Source organism: Sporosarcina sp. FSL K6-3457 (genome assembly GCF_038007285.1).
Taxonomy (GTDB): Bacteria; Bacillota; Bacilli; order Bacillales_A; family Planococcaceae; genus Sporosarcina.
On the sequence record NZ_JBBOWX010000001.1, the window covers coordinates 1,792,418 to 1,817,029 of the forward strand.

A 24,612-nucleotide genomic window follows, 5' to 3' on the forward strand; every position below is an offset into this window, starting at 1 on the left:
AAAATATAAGTTTATCAGTGAGCTCTTTTTAATCGATTTTTTTGCCTACCAATCTTAAGCTGTGCAGATGTAAGCAATCGTTAGCCGTGCTCGTAGTGACACAAAATCTCGGTCTAAAAAATGAACTCATAGTAAAGTTATATACAATTTATTTTATTGATGTATCCTTTATTAAATTATTTAGTGAAGAACGGATAACTTAACAGAAAATTAAAATTGTCTTGACTATTTATAATATTAGGTTTTATAATAATAATCAATATAACGTCATATGACGTTATTAAAAATGGAGGTGTTGATTTGAAACAAGAACAGGGGATTTCAGTCGAAGAAGCAGAAAGTATTAGAATTAGCCAAAGGGGTGTGGATATGAAACAAGAACATGCAACTCAAATCCAGAATGTTGTGAAGGCGGTAAAGGAGAAAAATATTCAAAATGTATTTTTGGTAGCATGTGGTGGGTCAATGGCGTCATTATCACTCGGAGAATATTTTTTAAGTAAGGAAAGTGAAGTACCAAGTTTTGTTTATACTTCAAATGAATTCATCCATCGCAATCCTAAATTGCTTGGAAAAGATAGTTTAGTAATCCTGAGATCTCATTCAGGTACAACACCTGAAACAGTCGAAGCAGCAAATTTTGCAACAAAAAAAGGTGCACTCACGGTGGCCATTTCCATGGAAACTGAATCACCTCTTTGCAAAGCTTCAGAGTATATTGTTCACTACAATTACAAAGATGGATCAGATGCCATTGATGGTGAGGCAGGAATGTTTTACACATTAATTTTCGAAATCTTAAATGTTCTATCGCCTAATGAAAAATATTCTCGTGTTGTCAAACAATTACCGAAATTGGGGACATTGATTGAGAAAAATATAGAACTATTTTCAGAGGCTGCTAATGAATTTGGTAAAAAGTATAAAAGAGAAAGCATTATTTACACGATGGCAAGTGGAGCCTATATCCACCATGCGTATTCATTCACGAGTTGTCTATTAATGGAAATGCTGTGGATTCACTCGAATGCGATCCACTCTGGAGAGTATTTCCATGGACCTTTCGAAATAACAGATTTCGATGTCCCGTTTCTCGTGATTAAAGGAGAAGGAGCGAGTCGTCCGTTAGATGAACGTGCTTTAGATTTTGTAACTAAATTTAGCGAAAAAGTAGAAGTTGTCGATGTTGAAATGTTCAATTACGATGGAATTGATGAAGATTTGCGTGAATATTTTGGTCCTGCATTAACGAGCTTTGTTTTGAGACTATATGCAGACGGATTAGCAGAACATACGGGCCACCCATTATCGGTAAGAAGATATATGTGGAAAATGGAGTACTAAGCGTTTAGATCAACCTAGTGTCAACGTTATTATGCATTATCAAAAGAAAAGGAGGGTTTTTCAATGAAAAAAGTGCTAGGTCTTCCAATTATATTACTTCTATTCATCACGATACTAACCGCCTGTAATGCAGACAAAGAGAACGAAAGTGCAAATGGTGAAGAAACTGTCGAAATCGACTTTTTCCACAGATGGCCAAACGAACCAAGAAAATCTTTCTATGATGAGAAAATAAAACAGTTTATGGATGAAAATCCTAATGTTAAAATTAATGTTGACTCAGTTCTAAATGATTCATACAAAGAAAAGATTAAAGTGCTAGTATCAAGTGATAAATTACCAGATATTTTTACGGCATGGTCAGATTCTTTTGCAGAGAATCTAGTTTCTTCAGAGAAGATTATGTCACTGAACGAGGTCATTAGTAGTGATGCAGACTGGTCTTCAAAAATAATTGACTCCCAGTACGGTGGTTTTACGTTTGATGAGGAAACCTATGGAATACCGTTTACAGTGGATGGAAAAGCATTTTTCTATAATAAAGCAATTTTTGAAGAAAATAATATTGCTGTACCTAGCACTTACGATGAGTTCATTGAAGCATTAGATAGGCTGCAGGAAGCTGGCTATAAGGAACCTTTAGTAGAAGGGTTAACGAATACTTGGGCAATATCACATTACTTAGGTTCTATTTTCGATAGAGTGGTCGATCCATCTGTATTGGAGAAAGATTATAACCAAAATACCAGTGAGTTTACAGATGCCGGGTATGTTACTGGACTTGAAATATTTCAAGAATTGACTTCGTATATGGGAGATGTATCGACTGCGATTGATCATGAGGCGGCTCGTAACATGTTTGGAAATGGCGAAGTGCCAGTCTTGTATATGCAATTCGCGGAAATTAAGATGGTGGAAGATATCGGGGACGTAGAAATAGGGTTCTTCAATTTCCCAGAAGTTTCAAACGGGAAAGGCAATCAAACTTCATTAACCGGGGCTCCAGAGGGCTGGATGTTAAGTAAAACTGCACCTAAAGAAGCCATAGAATTCTTGAAGTTCTTGACTTCTGAAGAAACCGCTTTTGAATTTACAAAAACGGATGGTCAACTAAATGCTATTAAAGGTGCGGTCACCTCAGAAAATGTTAATGCTAATAGTCTGGAGGCGTACGATTTAATAATGGAAGCGTCTTCAACCGCACCATGGTTTGATAATGCGGTCAATATCAATATTGCAGACATCTTTATGCGTGGTGGTCAGGAGTTAGCCACAGGGCAAACCACTCCAGAAGATATACTAAAAGCTGTCCAGCAAGAAGCGGAAAAACTTAAAAAGTAGCACTAAAGGGTTATAGAAGCCCTAATGTTCAGTGAATATTAGGGCTTATCTATATGAGAGAAGGTGTATGTATGATCTTTAGAAAAAAACACGTTATTCCAACTCTATTCATACTACCAAGTATATTGTTATTAGGAATCTTCATTTACTTTCCACTCGTACAAAACTTCTATAATAGCTTTTTTGATTTTAGTGTATTTTCACCAACGAAAGAGTATGTTGGATTTGCTGCTTTTGAATACTTGTTACAAGATAAAGTAATTGTTATTGCTTTTTTAAATAATATTAAATATGCAGTAATTTCAATGGTTTTTCAAGTCGCATTTGCTTTAATTTTAGCAACGATTTTGGAAGATAAATTATTTAGAAAAGTTGCTCCAGCTTTACGTATCATTTATTTTATACCGGTGATGATTTCCATTTCTGTTATCGCGTTATTGTTTGGTTTCATCTACAATCCGCAAATGGGGCTTTTAAACAGCTTTTTAGAACTAATTGGACTCGAAAACTTGGCAATCCCTTGGTTAGGAAATGCGACTGCATCAATCTATGCAGTTATTGCCATGTCACAATGGCAAAGTATAGGCTTCATCACAATGTTGTTCATTGTAGCCATCCAGAAAATTCCTAAAGATTTATATGAGGCGGCTGATATAGATGGTGCAGGAAAGGTTAGAAAATTTTTAAGTATTACCGTTCCACAAGTGAAGGAAACGATGTTTGTAAACACACTAATTACGATTACGGGGGCAATGTTGGTTTTCAATGAGCCCTATATCCTCACAAATGGCGGTCCAGGATTTAGCTCCATGACATTGTCAGTGCATATGTATCAACAAGGCTTTGTAAAAGATAATATGGGATATGCTTCAGCGGTAGCAACATTAATCTTTGCATTGACAGCGATTTTTGCCTTGATCCAAATAAAAGTTTCCGGAACTGGAAAGGATGAGTAGAGTGTCTAAAACAAAGACAAATGAAGATTACGTGGGACACAATAAAATGACAAGATTCTTTACATCTATTGCAAAATTAAACTTACATGCTAAAGTTTCTAAGAATCTAATTCTTCTAGGGTTATTGTTTTTTGCCTTACTTATCCTGTATCCACTTTTTTGGATGGTCATTTCATCATTAAAAAGCTATGATGAAATTTATAATAAGGTGTGGTCACTCCCCACAGAATGGCATTTCGAAAACTATCTCACTGCATGGTCTAAAGGTATATCTAGTTATTTTTTGAATAGCTTAATTGTTACGCTATCAACAATCGTATTAGTCGTTGTAGTAGGGTCGATGGCAGCGTTTACATTGTCTAGGTACAAATCAAGATGGATTGATTTCGCTTTAATTTTCATCATTGGGGGACTCATGATGAATCCTCAAGTAGCGTTAATCCCATTATTTGAAATGCTAACGTGGATGGATTTAATCAATACTCGGTGGGCGTTAATATTAACATATGTCGCCTTTAGATTGCCTTTGACCATTATATTAATAAGAGCTTTCTTCTTAAGTATCCCTAAAGATTTAGAAGAATCAGCCATAATTGACGGATGCAGCGAGTTTGGTATCTATAGCAAAATTTATCTTCCGTTGTCAATCCCAATTATTATGACCGCAATTGTATTCACTGCATTTTTCGCTTGGAATGAGTTTTTGTTTGCGACTGTTTTTATTGATTCGGATGTATTAAAAACAATCCCTTCTGGTCTGATGAATTTCAGGGATGCACTGCGTACAGATTGGGGCGTTCTACTAGCTGGAATGGTAATCGCATCTATTCCTATGATTATATTATTGATTTTACTACAAAAATATTTAGTTAGAGGGCTGTCTGAGGGCTCTGTTAAAGGCTAAAAGGAGGAAATTCCATGAATTTAATAGCTGTTGGTGATAATGTTGTGGATTGTTATTTGGATCAGAAAATCTATTATCCGGGTGGTAACTGTGTCAATGTAGCTGTAAATGCCAAAAGGAATGGTGCTGAAAATGTAGCTTATATTGGAATTTTTGGCTCTGACAGTATGGCGGAACATATCCAGTACGCATTAAAAGAGGAATCAATCGATTTTAGTCTTTCTCGAAAAGCAGATGGCCTTAGTGGCCAACCGCAAGTATCACTGACTTCAAGTGGTGATCGAGTATTTGTCGGGGGAGCTAAAAACACTGTACAGCATACATTAAAGCTTCGATTGATTCAAGAAGATTTAGAGTTTATATCGAAATTTGATGTATGTCATATTAGTTGCTACTCTTCGATGGAAAGCGAACTTGCAAATGTTGCGACGATTATCGATATTGCCTATGACTTTTCAAATAATTTAAAGTTGGATTATATTGGGTCCATTGCACAGCACATCACATACGCATTCTTCTCAGCTGCGGAATTAAATGATCAAGAATTGAATACATTTATTGAACAGATAAAAGTACTGAACTTTGAAATAGCAGTGGTAACTCGCGGTAGTTTACCAGCATTATTTATTAAAAACGGGGAAATTTTCAAACAAAACTTAACACCGATTACTGTTGTGGATACGATGGGAGCAGGAGATAGTTTGATTGGAGCGTTTTTAGTTCATTATAAAAATGAAGTGACAATGGAAGAGTCCATTGAAAGAGCTACAAAATCTGCTGAAAAAACATGTGGATTCTATGGTGGATTTGGTTATCCGAAGGAATATTAATGATAAATTGTTTTATTGTACCTCTTCATGTAAAGTTAAATAACAGTAATATCATGATGTATTGATAGGAGTGTTATAATGAAGAGTGAAAAAAAAGTGAATTCAGATGACTCTGTTTTATTGTATGAGCAAATTAAAATTGGAATTAAAGAATTAATAAAAAAAAATAACTTAAAAGCTAGAGACAAGATACCAAACGAAACTGAATTGGGGGAGATTTATAATGTAAGCCGAATCACGGTTCGGAGAGCTATAAAGGAATTAGTTGATGAAAATATTTTAGAAGTTATTAGAGGAAAAGGTACCTTTGTCAAAGCCACCAAAAAGAATATCCATTTATTGAATTTAAAAGGGTTTACAGAGGGCATGTCTACTGAGGAAAATAATATAGAGAAAAAAGTTATATATAACAAAGTAGTTTCTGATGATCCTGATATACCAAGAGTTTTTTTACATGAATATAGTGAATTCCTAAAATTAGTTCGTATTGTGACAGATTCAGCTGGTCCTTTAAGTGTAGATTATGCCTATTTACCCAAAAGTATATATCCAGATATTGAAGCACTAATATCGGATAATGTATCTACTTTTAAAGTAATTAGAGAAAATTATAATGTTAAGTTTACACGGGTTGAAAAAGAAGTTGAATATGTACATCCGTCATCTGAAATCTGTAAACATTTAGGTATTAATAAAATGTCAACTGTAATTTTAGTAAAGAAAATAATCTATGGATCCAATAACTTGCCTGTCCATTATTCAAAATATTATTTGCTAGGTGACAGGGTTAAGTTTTATATAGATGCAGATTATACCGAATAAAAGTTCTGAATAATTGAGAATTGGATGGTGCAAAATGATTAAGGGCATTATTTTTGACTTTGATGGCTTAATAGTAGATACCGAAACTCATCAGTACCTCGTGCTGCAAGAAATTTTTTCTGAACACGAAAGTGAATTACCAATCGAACGCTGGCAACAAGAAATAGGGACACAGAGTGGCTTCTCACCATTTGACTATTTGGAAGAAAAGATTGGACGAAAACTAGAACATCAAGTTTTACAAGAACAGTTTAAAGAGAAGTACCATGCTATATTAGCTAAGGAGAAGGCAAGAGCAGGCGTGGAAGACTATTTAAAAGCAGCCAAAGAGATGGGCTTAAAAATTGGTTTGGCTACAAGTTCTACATATCAATGGGTATCTACTCATTTGAAAAACTTAAACTTATTCGATTACTTTGACTGCATTCAAACCTCGGATGATGTTGAGAAAGTAAAGCCTGACCCTGCATTATACTTACAAACTGCAATCGGTTTGGAGCTAGTTGTAGAAGAATGTCTCGTATTTGAAGACTCTGCAAACGGTGCATTAGCAGCTAAACGAGCAGGAATGAGTTGTGTGATTGTCCCGAACCAGGTAACTCACACAATGGATTTCTGCTCTGTCGAACACCGACTGGAATCGATGACGGATATGCTGCTGAAAGATATGATTGAGATTGTGAATAGTAGTCTTTCAAGAAGATAAAACGTGTAGTCCCTCATTATACTTAGGAAAATGAGGGATTTTGATTTAGCTAAATTGGCTTTCAGCATTTCTATGAATTTTCTCCACTTAATCTGCAAATCCTGAATTAATTCGTTTAAGTAGATGAACCTCGGACTTTATCCTCGAATGTAATCAAAATTGCTTGTTCATATAAATGAATCAATTTCATAATTGAGCAATCAACAATAAAATCCGAACAAGGTTGATTTGCGCTTCAGGCGGACGCTTTCCGCGGGCACGGCTTCAGCCAATCGAACAGCGTAGGGTTCGATTGGCCGTATTTCTGCGTTCTTTGCGGAAATTAAGGCATCTGCCCTCCTGCTCTCAACGCTTCGCTTTCACTCCCTTTAGGTCGCGGAAAACATTGTTCGCAAAAGCCGTTCTTCGTAACGGCTTTCGCAGGAGTCGCCGCCTTACGCTCCAATCAACGAGAGTACAATATCATATTGACGAACAGTAAAATGAATTAAAAAATAATTATTCGTCTTTTTACTGGAAACAAGGAATTATGAAATTGACTCAAATACTAGGAAAAAATATCTTTACAATTCAATAATATTATCTAACCGAAATGTCAGTAGAGCTGAATATCTTAATTTCATGATAAAATGGACATACTTTAATGAGAGAGGAAGTGTTTTTGGTGAAATCACCATTTACATTCACGCATACAGCACCAACGGCGGGGTCTGGCAAGCAGGCAGCTATTTTCTTATTACATGGTATGGGAAGTAACGAAGAGGATTTGCCGCAGCTTGTCCAAGATTTTAAAGACAGCCATCATATTTTTAGTTTGCGTGGTCCTATTGTATCGAAACCGGGTTATGCTTATTTTACGATTGAAGAGATAGGTAAGCCAATTCGACCTGTATTTGATGAAATTCTTACGTATATTCAATCCTTTATTCACGAGGCGATTGAGGAATTTGAGCTTGATGAGAATCGAATTTACGTGCTTGGCTTTAGTCAGGGGGCAATACTTGCGCAGTCTTTAGCGTTAACGATGGGCGATGTGATTCGTGGCGTTGTAGCGTTAAGTGGCTATATACCAGATTTCGTGAAGATGGATTATGCGAAGCGTCCAGTCGATCACTTGAACGCCTTTATTTCGCATGGGGAGTATGACTATATTATTCCTCCGCATTGGGGAAGAGAAAGTAAGGAATACTTCGAATCATTAGGTGCGAATGTAACCTTTAAGTCATACAATGACGGTCACGGTGTCACGCCAGAGAATCATCAAGATCTTGTGGCATTTTTACGTCAGTTTGAATGAATCATAAATAAAATTAGGCTACCTGACACCATATTTTATGAGTGTTCGGTAGCCTAATTTTATTTCCAGAGTAAAAAGTCGAGTTATGAGTGAATAAGAACCTATATTTACAACTTGAAATAATTATGAAATGAACGGGAAGTATTAAATTATTAATTTCAACACAGCCTAAGTTAACCAGTCAAGCACCAAAACTTTACAAACTTTAACGTAAAGTACCTTGTTTTTTATGAAATTTACAATACCTTTACAATAAAACCGTCGAAAATTTACATTCGGGCATTACTCTAGTAATAGACAAAATGCGACAAAGAAAAGTTTCTAACCTATTTCTTGGAGGTAACAAATGATCAGTTTGAAAAAAGTGAAATTGGGATTATTAATGCTAACTCTATTTACTGTACTATCAGCATGTGCAAGCAATGAAGGGAATAACGGACAATCGTCAAAAGGTAGTAACGCAACAGTAGCTATTTCAGGATCAACATCCGTAGGGCCGCTTGCTGAAAAATTAGCTCACAAATATTCAGAGCAAGACAATACAAATATTGAAATCAATCAAATTGGTTCGTCCGCGGGTATTACGAATGCAATTAGTGGAGTGTCTGAAATCGGTATGTCTTCACGTGACTTAAAGGAAGAAGAAATAGCAAGTGGATTGAATGAGGTAGTGATTGCTTATGATGGAATTGTCGTAGTGACTCATCCAACAAACAAAGTAAAAGACCTGACGATGGAGCAAGTAAAGAAGATTTTTACTGGTGAAGTGACGAACTGGCAAGAGCTTGGTGGAGATGATCTGGAAATCGTTGTTGTCTCTCGGGAGGATGGTTCAGGTTCACGTGATGCTTTCCAAGAAATTGTAGAGTACAGCTCTGGTGAATTAATCAGAAGTGCAATTATCGCAAGTGGGAACGGCAATATTAAAACAACAGTTGGGAACAATAAACATGCAGTGGGCTTTATTTCATTTGAATATATCGATGACTCTATTTCTACGATCGATATTAATGGAGTCGAAGCAACTGCAGAAAATGTTCTAAAAGAACAATACAGTTTGTCTAGACCATTCTTATTTCTCTATAAAGAAGGTCAATTAACAGATGCTGGTCAACGATTTATAGATTTTATCTTAAGTGAAGATGGACAACTCATTGCAGCAGAAGCAGGAGCAATTCCTGTGAAATAATGGATTCTTATAGAAAAACAAAACATAATTTTGAATGTGATTTTGGAGGAATAAAGTGTGTCTATCCCAACAACTAATAAGCAGACCGTAGAAATCGGTAAAGTGAATAAAAGGAAGTATATGTTGGAGAAAGTGTCTTCAAAAGTTTTCATGATTTGTGCACTTCTTTCAGTCATAACTTTATTGTTAATCATTGGATTTGTCTTTTATAAAGGAGCGCATCCCTTTGTAACAGGAGGCTATAGCTTCATAGACTTTATTTTTGGTACTGATTGGGTACCGAGTGAAGATAAATTCGGTATCTTTCCCATGATTGTTGCATCCATTTTTGCAACAATTGGAGCCTTAATTATTGGGGTTCCGATTGGCTTATTTACAGCTATTTTCTTAGCGGAAATTGCTTCTAAAAGGGTCGCTAAAGTCATTTCGCCAGCCATTCAGTTGCTGGCGGGTATTCCATCTGTCTTATATGGTGTATTTGGACTTGCCATCATTGTTCCCTTTTTACAAGATACTTTCGGTTTGGTGAAAGGACAAAGCTTACTAGCTGTTATTCTTGTGTTAGCCATCATGATGTTGCCAACAATTGTGACTGTAGCAGAGACGGCGATTCGTGCTGTGCCTCAAACATATCGTGAAGGTTCGTTAGCGCTTGGGGTATCCCAAATTGGGACAATCTTTAAAGTCATTGTACCCGCAGCTAAGTCAGGAATTATGACGGCGATCGTATTAGGGTTAGGTAGAGCAATTGGTGAAACGATGGCAGTTATTTTAGTAGCTGGTAATAGTTTAATCGTCCCTACGAGTCTAACAGATAGCGTTCGTCCATTGACGACAAATGTTGCCTTAGAAATGGGTTATGCCTTCGGTACACATCAAGAAATGTTATTTGCGACAGGAATTGTTTTATTCTCATTTATATTAATTTTGAATTTTGTATTAGCAAAAATAAGTGCGAAGGGAGGCAACTAAGATGAGACAATTTAAAGATAACTTGTTACGGGGATTCTTATGGTTATCAGCTTTCTTATCGGTTGCTGTCCTCGTCATGATTGTTGGATTTATCTTTTATAAAGGATTTGGTTTAATAAGTTTCGATTTCATTTTTGGTGATTATTCACCAACTGGAGGCGGCGGGATTTGGCCAATGATTGTAACAACTGTCTATACAATTGTTATTTCATTAGTCATTGCAACACCCATTGGGATATTAGCGGCTGTTTACTTGCAAGAATATGCTAAGCAAGGACGATTAGTAAAAATCATTCGTTTTGCAACAGAAAGTTTAACTGGAATCCCCTCAATTATTTATGGTCTGTTTGGTGCAGTATTCTTTGTAACTACCTTAAAGTTAGGTATGTCTATTATTGCTGCTTCATTAACATTAACGATTATTGTTTTGCCTGTTATCATTCGTACAACGGAAGAAGCATTAAAAACAGTACCAGCTTCGTATCGTGAAGGTTCGTTAGCACTTGGAAACACGAAGCTACAAACCTTATATAAGGTGATTTTACCTACTGCCATGCCAGGGATTCTATCGGGTATTATCCTCTCTATTGGACGAATTGTTGGCGAGTCAGCTGCCATCTTCTTAACTGCAGGAACTGTAGCTGCCATGCCAGAGGGGATCTTTTCATCAGCCAGAACGTTAACGGTTCATTCCTATTTAGTGACACAAGAATCTGGAGACATTGAATTGGCTGCAGCAGTTGGTATTGTCCTAATCGTTATTATTTTGGCCATCAACCTTTCTGCAACATATATTTCGAAAAAATTAAATAAATCAACTAGCAAATAACAAGCATGACAATCTGTACGTCAACGATCAAATAAAACCAAGTAGGGAAGGTATTATCGCATATGGAGCAACTTAAAGAAGGTACATCGAAAATTAATGTGAAGGATTTAAACTTATTCTATGGTGAGAAACAAGCGCTGTTCGGTGTCGATCTTGCTATTCATGAAAAACAGGTAACTGCTTTAATCGGCCCTTCAGGTTGTGGGAAGTCAACTTTTTTACGAACATTAAATCGAATGAATGATTTAATTGATGGTGTGAAAATTACAGGTGAAGTTATCATTGATGGTGAAAGAATTTATCATTCAAATGATGTCATTAAATTACGTACAAAAGTGGGAATGGTCTTTCAAAAACCGAATTTATTCCCGATGAGTATTTATGATAATGTAGCCTATGGTCCAAGAGGGCAAGGTATAAAAAATAAAAAAGAATTAAATAGAATTGTGGAAGAGAGTTTACGCGGAGCAGCGATTTGGGACGAGGTAAAAGACCGTCTTAAAACATCAGCACTAGGTTTGTCTGGAGGTCAGCAACAGCGTGTTTGTATTGCACGTGCAATTGCAATGAAACCAGATGTTATATTAATGGACGAGCCTACTTCCGCATTAGACCCAATATCTACATTGAAAGTAGAAGAACTAATCTCAAACTTGAAAAAAGAGTATACAATTGTTATTGTTACTCATAACATGCAACAAGCTGCACGAATCTCTGATAAAACAGCGTTTTTCTTAAATGGAGAAATCGTTGAATACGATGATACAGATAACATTTTTTCTACGCCAAAGGATCAAAGAACAGAAGATTATGTAACGGGTCGATTCGGATAACAGGGGAGGGGAACTCATGGCCATGCGTGAAAACTTCGAGAAAAATTTAGAGGAATTAAAAAGTAAAATCACCGAAATGAGTGATCTATCAATTATTGCCCTAGAAAGAGCCTTTAAAGCTTTGAAAACACAAGATATTGAGAAAGCTTTAAAAGTGATTGAGGATGATACAGCAATTGATAATCTTGAAATGGAAATTAACCAGTTTGCCATTTGGATTATGGCAAAAGAAGCGCCTGTTTCAAGGGATTTACGTCAGATTATTGGTGTTCTTAGAATTTCATCTGAAATTGAACGGGTTGGAGATTTTGGCGTGAATATTGCAAAAGCGACGATTAAGATTGGTAATACAAAATCTTTACTGGAAATTACAGACTTAGAGAAGATGAAAGAATTATCCATTGAGATGCTCCGAAAAGCATTACAATCTTTTTTAGAGGAAAATATCGCACTCGCTAAAGAAGTTGGCGTCTTAGAGGATGAAGTGGATCAATATAGTGGTGCAACCTATAAAATACTGACTTCTTACCTAAGTGAACATCCAGAAGAAACAAATCAGCTAGTCCAATTATTATTTGTCAATCGTTTTCTTGAGAGAACAGCAGACCATATGACAAATGTCGCTGAAAGTGCAGCTTATTTGATTAAAGGTCAAATATATGATTTCAATTCATAATAACAAACCGATTGATGTTAAAATCGCCAAAACCACCCTAGCTTCCAAATTCGGAAGTGGGGTGGTTTTGTCTATTCAATTAGCTGAACTTTGGTAACCAATCCCCATGCGCTTCGATTAATTCATCGCACATAGCCACGATATCATCGATAGAAAGCTCGGCCGCGGTATGTGGGTCTAACAGAGCCGCCTGATAAATATGTTCTTTCTTACCTGTCATAGCCGCTTCAATCGTGAGCAGCTGTGTACCAATATTCGTACGATTTAACGCAGCCAGTTGCTCAGGGAGATCTCCTACATATGTAGGGGTAACACCACTTGCGTCAACTAAGCAGGGGACTTCAACAACCGCATTATTCGGCAAGTTGCTTATTAACCCACCGGTATTTAGCGCATTTCCCCCAATTTTATATGGGATATTTGTCTCCATAGCTTCTAAAATGCGAGAGCCATATTCGTTTGAGCGCTCATGTGTTAAATTCCCATCATTGACTAAATCTACGCGCATTTTCTCCCAATCTGCAATTTGTTGGATGCAGCGTCTTAGGTATTCATCCAATGGAATATTAAAACGGTCAATGAGTTCTGGGTATTTATTTTTGATGAAATAAGGATGGTATTCTGCATTATGTTCAGATGACTCGGTAATATAATAGCCAAACCGCGACATGAGCTCGAAACGAACCATATCATCATGCTTCGTCTGTTGTTTTTCCAATGCTCTTTTCTTAATTTCAGGATATAAATCCTCACCATGACGACTAATATCGAGTAACCAAGCCATATGATTAATGCCAGCAATCTTCCATTGAACATTGTCTGTCGGCATATCCAGACCTTTTAATAAATCATTTGCGCAGACTTGAACACTATGGCATAAACCAACTGTCTTGATGCTACTATACCTTAGCATGCTGCCTGTCAACGTGGCCATTGGATTGGTGTAATTTAAGAACAAAGCGTCCGGACAAACTTCTTCCATATCTCTGGCGAAATCCATCATGACCGGAATTGTCCGTAGGCTGCGGAATATGCCCCCAATTCCTATTGTATCTGCAATCGTTTGACGTAATCCGTACTTTTTCGGAATCTCAAAGTCAATCACCGTACTAGGCTCATAGCCGCCCACTTGAATGGCATTAAACACATATTTTGCATCTCTGAGTGCATCTTTTCGATTCGTGTAAGATACAATTTTTACAGTGGAACCTAGATTTTTTTTCATATTGTTGAGCATTTGTTCAGAATCTCGGAGCCGTTCCTCATTAATATCAAATAACGCAATTTCAAAGCCTTGCAAAGCAGGTACCATCATACAGTCACCTAGTACATTTTTTGCGAAAATCGTACTACCTGCACCTAGAAATGTGATTTTAGCCAATTAAAAAACCTCCCAGACTAGTTTGTCACTTGTTATTTTGCACAGTTTTAAAAGATTACTAGCAATTTAAAATGAAAAATCTATTCATTCATTAAATTCCTCAAAACAGGCGAAATAACTGTTATACTAATCATATTCTTTCTGATTACTTAAAACAATGGCAAACTATTTAGAGAAAGGGGTAATATATTGCTATCTAATTTTCGTTCCATCACATACGGAACATATGGTTTTCATTTTAAAGAGTCGAGTCAACAACGACGTATAGCTGGGATTCATTCTCTCGGACTGGAAAAGCAGGTGAGTGCTTCTTACGACTGGGATGGTTTAGTTCGCAGTGAAAAGGATGTGATTGTCTTCCAATATACCTTAAAGGGCGCCGGGGAAATTGTGATAAATGGCGACACATATCGACTCGGAGTGGGCGATGCCTTTTTTGTCAAGATTCCAAGCAATCACCGTTATTATTTACCCGCGGATAGTACCGAATGGGAATTTGTTCATCTAACTTTAATGGGGGAAGAGGCTATTAGATGTTATGAATCGATAACAGATGAGGTAGGGCATATACTGAAATTGGATATCTATTCTACTTCGATAACTCGTATCTTCGAGCTCATCCACAAAGTATCTACTCATCAAATTAACGATGCTTATGAGGCATCTGCCTTATCCTACTCATTTTTAATGGAGCTGCAGCGCTTTTTACATACTAGTAAAAGTGATAAAGAACTACCAGAATCCATTACAAAGGCAACCCTTTTTATTGATAATAATTATGCGGAGCCTATCACGCTAGATGATATCGTACAAGCATCTGGGCTTTCTAAATATCATTTCACTAGACTTTTTCATGAAAAAATCCAGTTAACGCCAATCCAATACCTTACCAATAGTAGAATAAAAAGATCGATTGAACTGCTAAAAGATAACGAACTTACAATAGAAGATATTGCGTTACGCGTTGGATTTTCTAACGGTAATTACTTTACCAAAGTGTTCCGTTCGTATCTCGGGGTACCCCCTGGAAAATATAGAAATAGTAAATCAGTCATCCCGATTGATTATCTTATTCTTGATTAACCTGGAAAATTGAAAAATTTTCTTCACGGGCTTAAAATCCGTACTTTGGTTCCCACTCATCATTGAATAGACTAAGAAAGGCGAAAAGGTCCTTATTCTTATGTTTTTTAGTGTAATTTTTTGAAAGTTGAGTTACGATAAAGGATATAGTCAGTTTCAAACAGGAGGGGCAGAATTAGAATGAGTATGTTTCCAAAAGATGCAATGCGTGTGTTAAAAGAAACGAGCCGTACATTTTATATACCGATTACTTTTTTGCAGAAAGAGTTAAAGTATTCGGTGGCATCTGCTTATTTAGTATTTCGGGCAATTGATGAAATTGAAGATCATGAACAATTGGACAATGAAGTAAAATACACGATTTTAATGCAAGTCAGTGAATTATTTAAACAACCATTTGACAACGAAGCGTATGTAAAAATTCTTGGAGGAACAAAGGATCAAATGCCGGAAGTTACACTTCGTTTGGAAGAATGGCTGGAAGCTTGCCCAAAAGATACCTTGCCAATCGTGGCGAACGCTGCTTGTGAAATGGCATTTGGGATGGCAAAATGGGCGAAAGAAAACTGGGAAATCCGTACACGTGAAGATTTAGATGATTATACATATTACGTTGCAGGACTTGTCGGCGTTACGCTTTCAGACCTTTGGGAGCATTACGGCGAAGAAAAAACAGACCGTGAACTGGCTATCGGCTATGGACGTGGGCTTCAGGCGGTCAATATTTTGCGTAATGAGCAGGAAGACTTGGATGAGCGTGGGATAAGCTTTGTTCCGGATGGTTGGAGTCGCGCAGAATTGTTCGACTATGCGGATGAAAATTTGGCAAAAGCAGATGATTATATGAAGTCTCTCCATAAGAAAACCATTTTATTATTCTGCCGTCTACCACTTGCTCTGGCTCATAAAACGTTAAAAGCAATGAAAGAGGGACGCGAAAAAATCACGCGTGCAGAAGTCGAACAGACAGTGGAAGAAGTTCAACTCGATTAAAGCTCGCAACATAGAATAACCGCGAAGTCCAGTAGAGTTTAGATGATAAAAGGCAGGTGTTGGCATTGACCAATTCAATTGAACAAAGAAAATCAGATCATATTCAAATTGCGTTGAACGAAAAAGTTACGGGGGAGTCGATTTCGACAGGATTGGAGTCGTTTTCGTTCATCCATAATGCACTTCCTGAAATTGCGTTCGATGAAATTTCCACGGAAACAACATTCCTCGGCTTTGAATGTAAAACGCCGTTCCTTATTAGTTCCATGACGGGCGGGACAGCCCTTGCTGAAACAATTAATAGGAACTTGGCTGTAGCAGCAGAAGAGAGGGGCTGGGCATTGGCACTTGGATCCACTAGAGCTCTGCTTGACAGCGATGGGCATGCTGATTCTTTCTTGATGAGAAAGTATGCGCCGAGTGTCCCAATTATTGCAAACTTGGGTGCTGTTCAGTTCAATTACGGATACAGTGTCGAGGAATGCAGGGAAATTATCGAGAAAACCGAGTCGGATATGCTTGTCCTTCATTTGAACAGTATTCAGGAAGTGATTCAGGAAAAGGGAGATACGAATTTTAAAGGGTTATTACAGAAAATTGAACAACTGTGTAGCACGCTGGGGGTTCCGGTGGGGGTCAAGGAAGTCGGCTGGGGCATTGATGGTCAGACAGCCAAAAAGTTAAGCGAGGCTGGTGTTGCGTTTATCGATGTCGCCGGAGCAGGAGGCACTTCCTGGAGCCAAGTAGAAAAGTTTCGGGCCAAAGACCCAATCCTGCGTGTTGCTGCTGAAGCATTTAGTGAATGGGGAATTCCAACGGCACAATCTCTTAGGTTAGTCCGCGGAAAGATTGGGAACCGTCCACTAATTGCCAGTGGTGGGATGCAGACGGGGTTGGATGGTGCCAAAGCTATTGCGCTGGGTGCCGACTTGGTTGGATTTGGGCGATCCATCCTGAAAGAGGCGACTCAAAGCCTAGAAGATGTGCTTGAAGTGATGCAAATTCGGGAAATGGAGCTTCGAATGTCAATGTTCGGTATCGGGGCTCAGACAATTCAGGAATTGAAGGATACCTCGCGCTTGAAGGAACGATGATAATAGTTTAAGGAATATCCAGATTTCATTAAAGATACAGCGACCTAATCCGATCACGATGGAATTAGGTCGCTTTACTATTAATTTTATGGGCCTATAGAACATAGAGTAGTTCGGAATAAGAGTGACAATTTTTTCTCTATTCAACTAGTAAGTGATACGATAATAGCAGTACAGCCTTTAAAGTGAGGAGATATCTGTGTTTCTAGATAAACTGAAGCAGCAGCTGAAAGAAAATGAATATCGATTTATTGGGGAAGAAACGGCTTTTCGCTCAGCGGTGTTAATTCCATTAGTGCAGATGGATGGAGAATGGCATATTCTTTTTGAAGTCCGTTCATTGACAATGCGAAAACAGCCGGGGGATATTAGTTTTCCAGGTGGTCGAATTGATGACGCAGACGCAACGCCGTTGGAAGCGGCGTTACGGGAAACACACGAAGAGTTAGGAGTCGATCCAAAAACGGTGACGCTGATTAGACAATTAAGCCCTTATGTTGCTTCGCCTGCATTTGTGGTCTATCCATTTGTGGTAACTTTTGATTACAATGAAATAATTGATTCTTACAATATAGAAGAAGTCGAAGAAGTATTTACAGTACCCGTAAAATGGCTATTGAATTATGAGCCGTATTTGCATGTCATTTCAGTTCAAACAACGCCTGCTTCAGATTTTCCTTTTGATAAAATTATGAATGGTGCCCAGTACCAATGGAGAAGTCACGCGATGGAAGAGTGGTTTTTTGATTATGGCAAGTATACCATTTGGGGGTTAACAGCTAGGATTTTAAAGCATTTTATTGACATAATGAAATAGGGGAATGGCAGTTTAAGATGGGCAAATCTCCTCGTATTCACCCCCTAGTATTAGAACGTTAACTGATTTATATTATCAATAAGCGGAATTTTCTGAAGTTTTAATGGGAGGGAGTTTTTGGCATGACGTCATATAAAATAGTCATCGTGGAAGATGAAGAGGCGATACGTGGTCTCCTGAAGTTATTTTTAGAAAATCGTGCATTTCTAGTATTTTCAGCTGCCGATGGTGAAGAGGCTTTGCGGCTAGTTTTAGATGAAAAACCGGATATTATTTTACTAGACATCGAAATGCCAGAAATGGATGGATTTGATGTGTGTGTGAAAATTAGAGAATTAACGAATGTACCTATTATTTTTATCAGTAGCCGGCGGGGAGTGAATGATAAAGTTAAATCATTCGAACTTGGCGGGGATGATTATATGACTAAACCATTTGACTTTGTGGAGCTAGAAGCACGGATTAATGCAAATATACGAAGATATATGGAGACAACCAAGCCTGAAATTAAAAATGTCCTCCGATTAAAAAAATTGGAAATCCATTTAGATAGTTTTGAATGCTATATAGAGGGTGAAAAAATTCAACTGTCAACGCGTGAAATGGAAATACTCATTATTTTGGCAAAGCATCCAAATCACGTATGGAGCGCAGAGAAACTATATGATCGTATTTGGGGCTATGATTCTATTGGAGATGTGCAAACGATTAAGGTTCACGTAAGTAATTTACGAAGAAAAATCAATCAACATTCACCTAATACAACGTATATTGAAACTGTTCGAGGCTTCGGCTACAAAATGACAAATTAATGAGCATATGCCGCTTTGTTAAATAGTCAATGGCAGTATAAGAAATGGGGGATGGAGATGATGAAAAGAACGATACAGCTTAGTGTGATTTTCTCAATACTCTTCATCTCGCTATTTGTGGCAGGAAAAGCGATAAAAGGAAATATGAATAAAGAGCATGATCCATTACTTATTCTCGACGAGCAGATGGTGAAAAAGGATTTATATGAAACGTTTCTAATTTTGTCTGATAATGAAAAGGACTATAGCATTGAAGACATTGCGTCAGGTAAGTATGATGCGGATTTTGTGCTACCTGAAGAGTTTGACAGAAAGATGGGCTTTTTTCCAGTAGGTAAATGGTTAAAATTTGATTTGAAAAATGATACAACTACCAAAGAATGGTTACTAGAATTTAAGTTTCCATTGATTCACCAAATACATATTTATACAGAAGATAGGTCAGGCATACAAAAAATTGCGACAGTTGGCGCTGATTTTCCTTTTTCAAAACGGGCCATTAATCATAGGCACTTTGTATTTAATATAGATATAGAGCCTTACGAAACGAAATCGTTCTACGTATTGTTACATGCTGGGGGCGATTTGCATCCCCCTGTAAATGTATGGGAAAAAGACAAGTTTTTTGAGAAAATGCAAAGCGAGATTGTTTTACTAGGGATATTTTATGGCATGATTTCGATTATGATTGTCTACAATTTGTTTCTTTATATTAGTTTGCGGATTCGATCCTATTTATTTTATGTCCTTGCAATTAGTAGTACGATGATAGGCTATATGTCGCTGAACGGAGATGGTTTTAAATACTTATGGCCTGATTCTCCTGCTTGGAATCTTATTGCTGTTCCATTTTGGGTAAGTATTGCATGTATTTTCATTGTCCTATTTACTAGAGAATTTTTGGATACAGATCGCTATGTACCATTCTTTAAAGTAATTTCGATGATGTTAATAGGATTGAGTATGACAACGGTATTATTTTTGTTTATTTCGCATTATATTGCACAAAACATCATGTTTTTGAGTACATTTAGTACGTTTACATCCGTCGTAATCATTGGTTTTATCAGCTTGTTTAGGGGAGTGCGTGCGGCGCGCTTTTTTGTTATAGGCTGGCTTGTTTTTTTAACAGGTACTTTTATAACGATTTTAGAGCGGGCAATCGTTATTCCTTATTCAATATTTACAGAGTATGCGGGACAAGGGGCACTGTCAATTGAAGTTGTGTTATTGTCTTTGGCACTGGCAGATAAAATTAATATTATGAGGAAAGAGAAGGAAAAGGCGGAGAGAGTTGCGAGAGAAAGTCAGGAATTGGCTATCGAAAGCTTGCGCAAAACAGATGAATTAAAAGATGAATTTTTGGCCATCATATCACATGAATTGCGCACGCCGCTATATGGCATGGTTGGAATTGCCGAGTCACTGCAGGATGGTGTGGCAGGAAAGGTGTCCGGTGGGATGAGAAACCAGCTGGATATGATTATTATGAGTGGTAGGCGGCTGTCCCATTTGGTGAACGATATTCTTGATCTTTCTAAATTGAAACATAACACGTTATCTATTGAATTGAAGCAAGTGAATTTATATGACTTAGTAAAAGTAGTTTTTACGATTTGTCAACCTTTACTAAAGGAGAAACAAGTACGTCTGGTCAATCGCATTTCACCCAAGTTACCGGTTGTATTAGCAGATCCTGGTCGTCTCCAGCAGATTATGTATAACTTAGTAGGCAATGCGATTACTTATACTGAGGTTGGTGAAGTGGTTGTAACAGCAGAATCTGTCGAGAATGATTTCATCAAAGTTTATGTAGCTGATACAGGAAAAGGAATTGATCCAGAATTTCACAATCATATTTTCGAACCGTTTCAGCAAGGTAATTCTACTATCTTCAGTGAATTTACCGCCGGTGCAGGAATCGGCCTGAGTGTAACGAAAAGACTCATTAACTTACACGGGGGTGATATCATTGTGCAGTCGGAGGTAGGCAAGGGGGCGGTGTTTAGTTTTACGCTGCAATCGGGTTATTTCCAACAGCCTGAATTGGAGGGGACTATCGTATCGTTAAAGCCATTTAAAGGTGCTGAGCCTACGTTAACTGTGCCAACAATTACGCTCAATCGGCAATCTATTAAAGTACTAATAGCAGATGATGAGTTGGTCAATTTACAAGTGTTAATGAATCAGCTCATGTTGGAAGGAATGGACATCGTGAAAGCGACAAGTGGAGAAGAGGTTTTACAACTAGTTGAAAAGCATTCTTTTGACTTAGTCATTCTCGATATTATGATGCCGCATATGTCAGGATATGAAGTCTGTGAACGATTGAGACAAACCTATTCTTTGTTAGAGTTACCAATTTTAATGTTGACGGCCAAAAGTCAAGTGCATGATAAAATAACAGCATTTGAAGTAGGTGCAAATGATTACGTGACAACACCTTGTGATAAAGAAGAGTTATTGTCGCGTGTGAGAACATTAGCACAATTAAAGTCGATGAACGATGAATTAGCAACATTGAATGTCCAATTGGAAGCAAAAGTGAAGGAACGAACAAAAAAACTTGAAGTAGTCAATGCGCATTTAACGGATAAACATCAATCACTGGTAGCAATAACGGAATCCAGGCGTAATCTATTAGCGAATATAGCACATGAATTAGGGACACCTGTGATGCTACTTCATAGTTATATTCAAGCATTACAAGCCGGATTAATTACTAGTGAAGATGAATATTACAGTAAATTAGTCGAGGATAAAATTAAAGTATTAAATCGATTAATTGATGACTTAGCAGATTTATCGCATCTCGAATCAGGACGAACTAGTTTAAACTTTCAACCTGTCGATTTGTTGGCATGGTTAGAAAGTGTACAGCAAAAATTTACATTTGATGTTCAAGCCTATAGGCGAAATGTCAAAATAGAGCCTTTTCAGTTGCCTTTGAATTCATTTACTTGTTCGATTGATAGAGAACGGATGGAGCAGGTATTTACAAATATCCTTTCTAATGCAGTGAAGCATACGACTTTGGATACAGGAATTATTCAATTGACAATTACCTTAAGTGATGAAAAAGATGCTGTTATTATTGGTATCCATGATAACGGTAGTGGTATAAGCGAGAAAATGCTTCCTTATATTTTTGATCGTTTTTACCAGCAACTGCCGGAGGCTCCTGAAAAAAAGCAAACAGGAACAGGGATTGGATTAGCGATTGTGAAAGAGATTATTCAAAAGCATCATGGGAAAGTATGGGCAGAAAGTGAAGAAAATATAGGAAGCACGTTTTATATTACGCTTCCAATCGAAAGAAATGGATAGAATAATTTGAGCGAAACTTCAAAAAGATTCCCGTAACCACACGTTTTTATTCGTAGTGGTTACAGGAATCTTTTTGTTATGTCAGTGAAAGAATCTTTATCTGAATTTTACTTCCATTTTACTCTAATTTAACGTTGGTGTAATACTCTGATAGTAATAAAATATTGTGAGGGAGGAAGTAGTATGTCGGATCCGAATTCTAAAAAACAAACTATTTTCAAAGAGGAAGATGGTGGAAATGTTGGCCGGGAAAAAGGGACTCCTGTAAACGAGGCGTCTGGATTGGCGGAAAATCTTGCCGGGGCACTTTGTTATGTAGCTGGGGCGATTACGGGCATTGTTTTTTTGATCACTGAAAAAGAAAATCACTTTGTTCGGTTTCATGCATGGCAATCAATCATTACATCCATTACCTTTTTTATTTTATCAATCATTCTTTCGTTCATTCCTATTATTGGTTGGATTTTATCCTTGTTATTAAGTCCGATTGTGTTTGTTTTATGGTTATTTTTGATGTGGAAGGCGTATCAAGGCGAAAAGTTTAAGTTACCGATTATCGGTGAGATAGCTGAAAAACAGTTACATCAATGACGCTTTTAGCGATGAGGAGAGAGGTGTGAGAGCATGGAGTTATCTGTTATGAAGTTATTTATAAAGACATTGCCTTTTTTTATGGTGCGGATTTTGGTGTATGGTGCATTTGGATTAGCCGCACTATTTTTTCTTGGTATTATGGTTGGCGTTGGTTTTGTAGTAGTAAAGCTATTTGGTGATAGTTCAGGTGCGTTTGTTATTGTGATGTTATTGGCTTTTGGAGTTGTTTACGGCGGTTTAAGGTTTGTAGAGAGGTATGTGCTCTACATTGTGAAGATCGGGCATGTGTCTGTTGTTGTCGAACTTTTACGTGCAGGGAGCATACCAGAAGGAAAAGGGCAGGTTGCTTATGGGAAGGAGCAGGTGATGAACCATTTTGGAACAGCGAATGTTGCCTTTGTATTGGATAATATGGTGAGTGCGGCTGTTAGGCAAATTCAAAGATGGGTTATGCGTGTAGGGAACGCCTTTAGTTTCATTCCTGGGTATAAAAATATTGTTGGGATTATTAATGCGGTTATGTCGGTCGGTTTAAATTATATTGATGAAGCTATTGTCAGTTATATTTTTGTAAGAAAAAGTGAAGGGCGGAACGAGTCAGTTTGGAAGTCGGCAGCAGATGGTGTTGTTCTGTATGCACAAAGTTGGAAAGGGATTTTAAAAACAGCGGTAGGATCTGTAGTACTTATTTATCTGTTTAATATTGTAGTATTTTTGATGTTTGCATTTCCTTTGATGTTTATTTCGAAACTGATAACGACGAATACACCTGATTCAGGTTTTTTATTTGGTGCTTTGGCATTGATAGCTGCCTATGTCATCACGACGGTTTTAAAACGTGCACTTGTGGATCCGATTATTACAATTGCTATGATTCGTTCGTATCAAATCAGTATTCGACATTTGGAGCCAGCAATGGATTTACAGCAGCAGCTCGTTGGTGTGTCATCGAAGTTTAAAAATCTAGTAGAGAAAAGTAGGAACGCAGCATAGTTTGTAGTGTAAATTAGGATAAAGGCCTGGCTTGGGATTTTGGGCATGTTCGTTTCTGGTTTTATTATGATAATCAGATTAGGGTAAACTGCCGATCTGATTTGGGAGGTAGTGATGATGAAGACCAAGCTGGTGCTAATTATCGTAGGGTTAGGAATCATTTTACTGACGGGGTGTAATGGAGAGGTGGAAGAGGTTTTAGGGAGAGGGAGTAAATTATTGGATGAACAGCTTGCGGAAACAGAATTAGAATCAGCAGTTGAAACGAGTGAAGAGGTCAACGAGAAAGATAAAGAAGTAAGTAAAGTGATTAATGACGAGGGCGATGATTTTGGTGTAGAAGTAAGCGAAATGAGTGATGGTCATGAAAATGAAGCAGATCCATTTCAGACCTTTGATGAGCGTTTACAGCAAGCGGGCTACACTGAAATTGATCCACCAAATGGACTAATGATACCTGTTCCGCAGGACTGGGTGCTGGTGCAAGTTATGCGTGAAGGCCCTTGGGAAGGGGTGTTTTGTTTCGATACGCAATTGGAGGAAACGATTGCTAGAGTGGAAGAGGATATGAGAACAGTGGGATTCGATGTTCAGAGTGACCCGATTTTGGGAGATTATGATACGGTTCATTCCACAAAGTATAGCTATACAGATGGATATCAAAGTGGTAAGGGAGATTTGATTTATTTTATCGATATATATGGGACTACATGTGCGACACTTTACTGGGAAATTATTTTTGAGTGAGGAAGCCATGGGGAATAAAAACACCAGCTATCTATTGAATGTTCGATGATAGCTGGTGACTCTTCCAAGCAA

At 37.6% G+C, this 24,612-nt stretch carries 23 protein-coding genes; 22 read left to right on the forward strand and 1 reads right to left on the reverse strand.

The features are described 5' to 3' along the window. Positions 1–300 precede the first annotated feature (300 nt). The 13 genes from N1I80_RS08685 to phoU all read left to right on the forward strand — a co-directional run bounded on the left by N1I80_RS08685 (position 301) and on the right by phoU (position 12,699). Positions 301–1,344 (forward strand): SIS domain-containing protein, encoded by a 1,044-nt coding sequence (locus N1I80_RS08685; RefSeq protein WP_340737481.1) that lies wholly within the window; start codon positions 301–303, stop codon positions 1,342–1,344. 63 nt (positions 1,345–1,407) lie between these two features. Next, a complete protein-coding gene (locus N1I80_RS08690; RefSeq protein ID WP_340737482.1) occupies positions 1,408–2,685 on the forward strand; it encodes an ABC transporter substrate-binding protein in 1,278 nt (425 codons plus the stop codon). Between the two features lie 71 nt (positions 2,686–2,756). Then, positions 2,757–3,641 (forward strand): carbohydrate ABC transporter permease, encoded by an 885-nt coding sequence (locus N1I80_RS08695; protein WP_340737483.1) that lies wholly within the window; start codon positions 2,757–2,759, stop codon positions 3,639–3,641. 1 nt (position 3,642) lies between these two features. After that, positions 3,643–4,545 carry a carbohydrate ABC transporter permease gene (locus tag N1I80_RS08700; RefSeq protein ID WP_340737484.1) on the forward strand — a complete coding sequence of 301 codons (903 nt, stop codon included), beginning with the start codon at positions 3,643–3,645 and terminating at the stop codon, positions 4,543–4,545. Positions 4,546–4,559: 14 nt separating this feature from the next. Next, entirely contained in the window at positions 4,560–5,375 is an 816-nt protein-coding gene (locus N1I80_RS08705) for a PfkB family carbohydrate kinase (RefSeq protein WP_340737485.1), read from the forward strand. 78 nt (positions 5,376–5,453) lie between these two features. Continuing rightward, on the forward strand, positions 5,454–6,197 hold the full coding sequence (locus N1I80_RS08710; RefSeq protein WP_340737486.1) for a GntR family transcriptional regulator: 744 nt from the start codon (positions 5,454–5,456) through the stop codon (positions 6,195–6,197). Between the two features lie 34 nt (positions 6,198–6,231). Then, a complete protein-coding gene (locus N1I80_RS08715; RefSeq protein ID WP_340737487.1) occupies positions 6,232–6,903 on the forward strand; it encodes an HAD family hydrolase in 672 nt (223 codons plus the stop codon). A gap of 664 nt (positions 6,904–7,567) precedes the next feature. Continuing rightward, positions 7,568–8,200: an alpha/beta hydrolase gene (locus N1I80_RS08720; protein WP_340737488.1), complete on the forward strand. Its 633-nt coding sequence runs from the start codon at positions 7,568–7,570 to the stop codon at positions 8,198–8,200. 346 nt (positions 8,201–8,546) lie between these two features. After that, positions 8,547–9,389, forward strand: coding sequence for a phosphate ABC transporter substrate-binding protein (locus N1I80_RS08725; RefSeq protein WP_340737489.1), 843 nt, complete (start codon positions 8,547–8,549; stop codon positions 9,387–9,389). Between the two features lie 57 nt (positions 9,390–9,446). Beyond that, the gene (gene pstC / locus N1I80_RS08730; RefSeq protein ID WP_340737490.1) at positions 9,447–10,361 is read left to right on the forward strand and encodes a phosphate ABC transporter permease subunit PstC; all 915 of its coding nucleotides are present in this window, start codon (positions 9,447–9,449) and stop codon (positions 10,359–10,361) included. 1 nt (position 10,362) lies between these two features. Beyond that, positions 10,363–11,190, forward strand: a complete 828-nt coding sequence (pstA, locus tag N1I80_RS08735) for a phosphate ABC transporter permease PstA (RefSeq protein WP_340737491.1) — start codon at positions 10,363–10,365, stop codon at positions 11,188–11,190. A 62-nt stretch (positions 11,191–11,252) separates the two neighbouring features. Next, positions 11,253–12,023: a phosphate ABC transporter ATP-binding protein PstB gene (gene pstB / locus N1I80_RS08740; protein WP_340737492.1), complete on the forward strand. Its 771-nt coding sequence runs from the start codon at positions 11,253–11,255 to the stop codon at positions 12,021–12,023. 16 nt (positions 12,024–12,039) lie between these two features. Next, the gene (gene phoU, locus N1I80_RS08745) at positions 12,040–12,699 is read left to right on the forward strand and encodes a phosphate signaling complex protein PhoU (RefSeq protein WP_340737493.1); all 660 of its coding nucleotides are present in this window, start codon (positions 12,040–12,042) and stop codon (positions 12,697–12,699) included. Between the two features lie 79 nt (positions 12,700–12,778). Here the strand turns inward: phoU and N1I80_RS08750 are convergent, their stop codons facing one another. Continuing rightward, a complete protein-coding gene (locus N1I80_RS08750) occupies positions 12,779–14,080 on the reverse strand; it encodes an alpha-glucosidase/alpha-galactosidase (protein WP_340737494.1) in 1,302 nt (433 codons plus the stop codon). 189 nt (positions 14,081–14,269) lie between these two features. On the opposite strand from N1I80_RS08750, the gene N1I80_RS08755 reads away from it, so the two are divergent. The 9 genes from N1I80_RS08755 to N1I80_RS08795 all read left to right on the forward strand — a co-directional run bounded on the left by N1I80_RS08755 (position 14,270) and on the right by N1I80_RS08795 (position 24,540). Continuing rightward, the gene (locus N1I80_RS08755; RefSeq protein WP_340737495.1) at positions 14,270–15,163 is read left to right on the forward strand and encodes an AraC family transcriptional regulator; all 894 of its coding nucleotides are present in this window, start codon (positions 14,270–14,272) and stop codon (positions 15,161–15,163) included. Positions 15,164–15,343: 180 nt separating this feature from the next. Beyond that, entirely contained in the window at positions 15,344–16,156 is an 813-nt protein-coding gene (locus N1I80_RS08760; RefSeq protein ID WP_340737496.1) for a squalene/phytoene synthase family protein, read from the forward strand. A 65-nt stretch (positions 16,157–16,221) separates the two neighbouring features. Next, positions 16,222–17,250: a type 2 isopentenyl-diphosphate Delta-isomerase gene (gene fni, locus N1I80_RS08765; protein WP_340737497.1), complete on the forward strand. Its 1,029-nt coding sequence runs from the start codon at positions 16,222–16,224 to the stop codon at positions 17,248–17,250. 199 nt (positions 17,251–17,449) lie between these two features. Continuing rightward, entirely contained in the window at positions 17,450–18,067 is a 618-nt protein-coding gene (locus tag N1I80_RS08770) for an NUDIX hydrolase (RefSeq protein ID WP_340737498.1), read from the forward strand. A 122-nt stretch (positions 18,068–18,189) separates the two neighbouring features. Then, positions 18,190–18,879: a response regulator transcription factor gene (locus tag N1I80_RS08775; protein WP_340737499.1), complete on the forward strand. Its 690-nt coding sequence runs from the start codon at positions 18,190–18,192 to the stop codon at positions 18,877–18,879. Positions 18,880–18,939: 60 nt separating this feature from the next. Further along, entirely contained in the window at positions 18,940–22,206 is a 3,267-nt protein-coding gene (locus N1I80_RS08780; protein WP_340737500.1) for an ATP-binding protein, read from the forward strand. A 183-nt stretch (positions 22,207–22,389) separates the two neighbouring features. After that, positions 22,390–22,797, forward strand: a complete 408-nt coding sequence (locus N1I80_RS08785) for a DUF4870 domain-containing protein (RefSeq protein WP_340737501.1) — start codon at positions 22,390–22,392, stop codon at positions 22,795–22,797. Between the two features lie 48 nt (positions 22,798–22,845). Further along, complete coding sequence (locus N1I80_RS08790; RefSeq protein WP_340737502.1) at positions 22,846–23,793, forward strand: hypothetical protein; 948 nt, start codon at positions 22,846–22,848, stop codon at positions 23,791–23,793. Between the two features lie 117 nt (positions 23,794–23,910). After that, a complete protein-coding gene (locus N1I80_RS08795) occupies positions 23,911–24,540 on the forward strand; it encodes a hypothetical protein (RefSeq protein WP_340737503.1) in 630 nt (209 codons plus the stop codon). The last annotated feature ends 72 nt before the right edge of the window (positions 24,541–24,612 follow it).

Coding starts and splice junctions, on each gene's coding strand:
- N1I80_RS08690 (WP_340737482.1), top strand. CDS start 1,408: ATGAAAAAAGTGCTAGGTCTTCCAATTATATTACTTCTATTCATCACG.
- N1I80_RS08695 (WP_340737483.1), top strand. CDS start 2,757: ATGATCTTTAGAAAAAAACACGTTATTCCAACTCTATTCATACTACCA.
- N1I80_RS08705 (WP_340737485.1), top strand. CDS start 4,560: ATGAATTTAATAGCTGTTGGTGATAATGTTGTGGATTGTTATTTGGAT.
- N1I80_RS08710 (WP_340737486.1), top strand. CDS start 5,454: ATGAAGAGTGAAAAAAAAGTGAATTCAGATGACTCTGTTTTATTGTAT.
- N1I80_RS08715 (WP_340737487.1), top strand. CDS start 6,232: ATGATTAAGGGCATTATTTTTGACTTTGATGGCTTAATAGTAGATACC.
- N1I80_RS08725 (WP_340737489.1), top strand. CDS start 8,547: ATGATCAGTTTGAAAAAAGTGAAATTGGGATTATTAATGCTAACTCTA.
- pstA (WP_340737491.1), top strand. CDS start 10,363: ATGAGACAATTTAAAGATAACTTGTTACGGGGATTCTTATGGTTATCA.
- pstB (WP_340737492.1), top strand. CDS start 11,253: ATGGAGCAACTTAAAGAAGGTACATCGAAAATTAATGTGAAGGATTTA.
- phoU (WP_340737493.1), top strand. CDS start 12,040: ATGGCCATGCGTGAAAACTTCGAGAAAAATTTAGAGGAATTAAAAAGT.
- N1I80_RS08760 (WP_340737496.1), top strand. CDS start 15,344: ATGAGTATGTTTCCAAAAGATGCAATGCGTGTGTTAAAAGAAACGAGC.
- N1I80_RS08775 (WP_340737499.1), top strand. CDS start 18,190: ATGACGTCATATAAAATAGTCATCGTGGAAGATGAAGAGGCGATACGT.
- N1I80_RS08780 (WP_340737500.1), top strand. CDS start 18,940: ATGAAAAGAACGATACAGCTTAGTGTGATTTTCTCAATACTCTTCATC.
- N1I80_RS08785 (WP_340737501.1), top strand. CDS start 22,390: ATGTCGGATCCGAATTCTAAAAAACAAACTATTTTCAAAGAGGAAGAT.
- N1I80_RS08790 (WP_340737502.1), top strand. CDS start 22,846: ATGAAGTTATTTATAAAGACATTGCCTTTTTTTATGGTGCGGATTTTG.
- N1I80_RS08795 (WP_340737503.1), top strand. CDS start 23,911: ATGAAGACCAAGCTGGTGCTAATTATCGTAGGGTTAGGAATCATTTTA.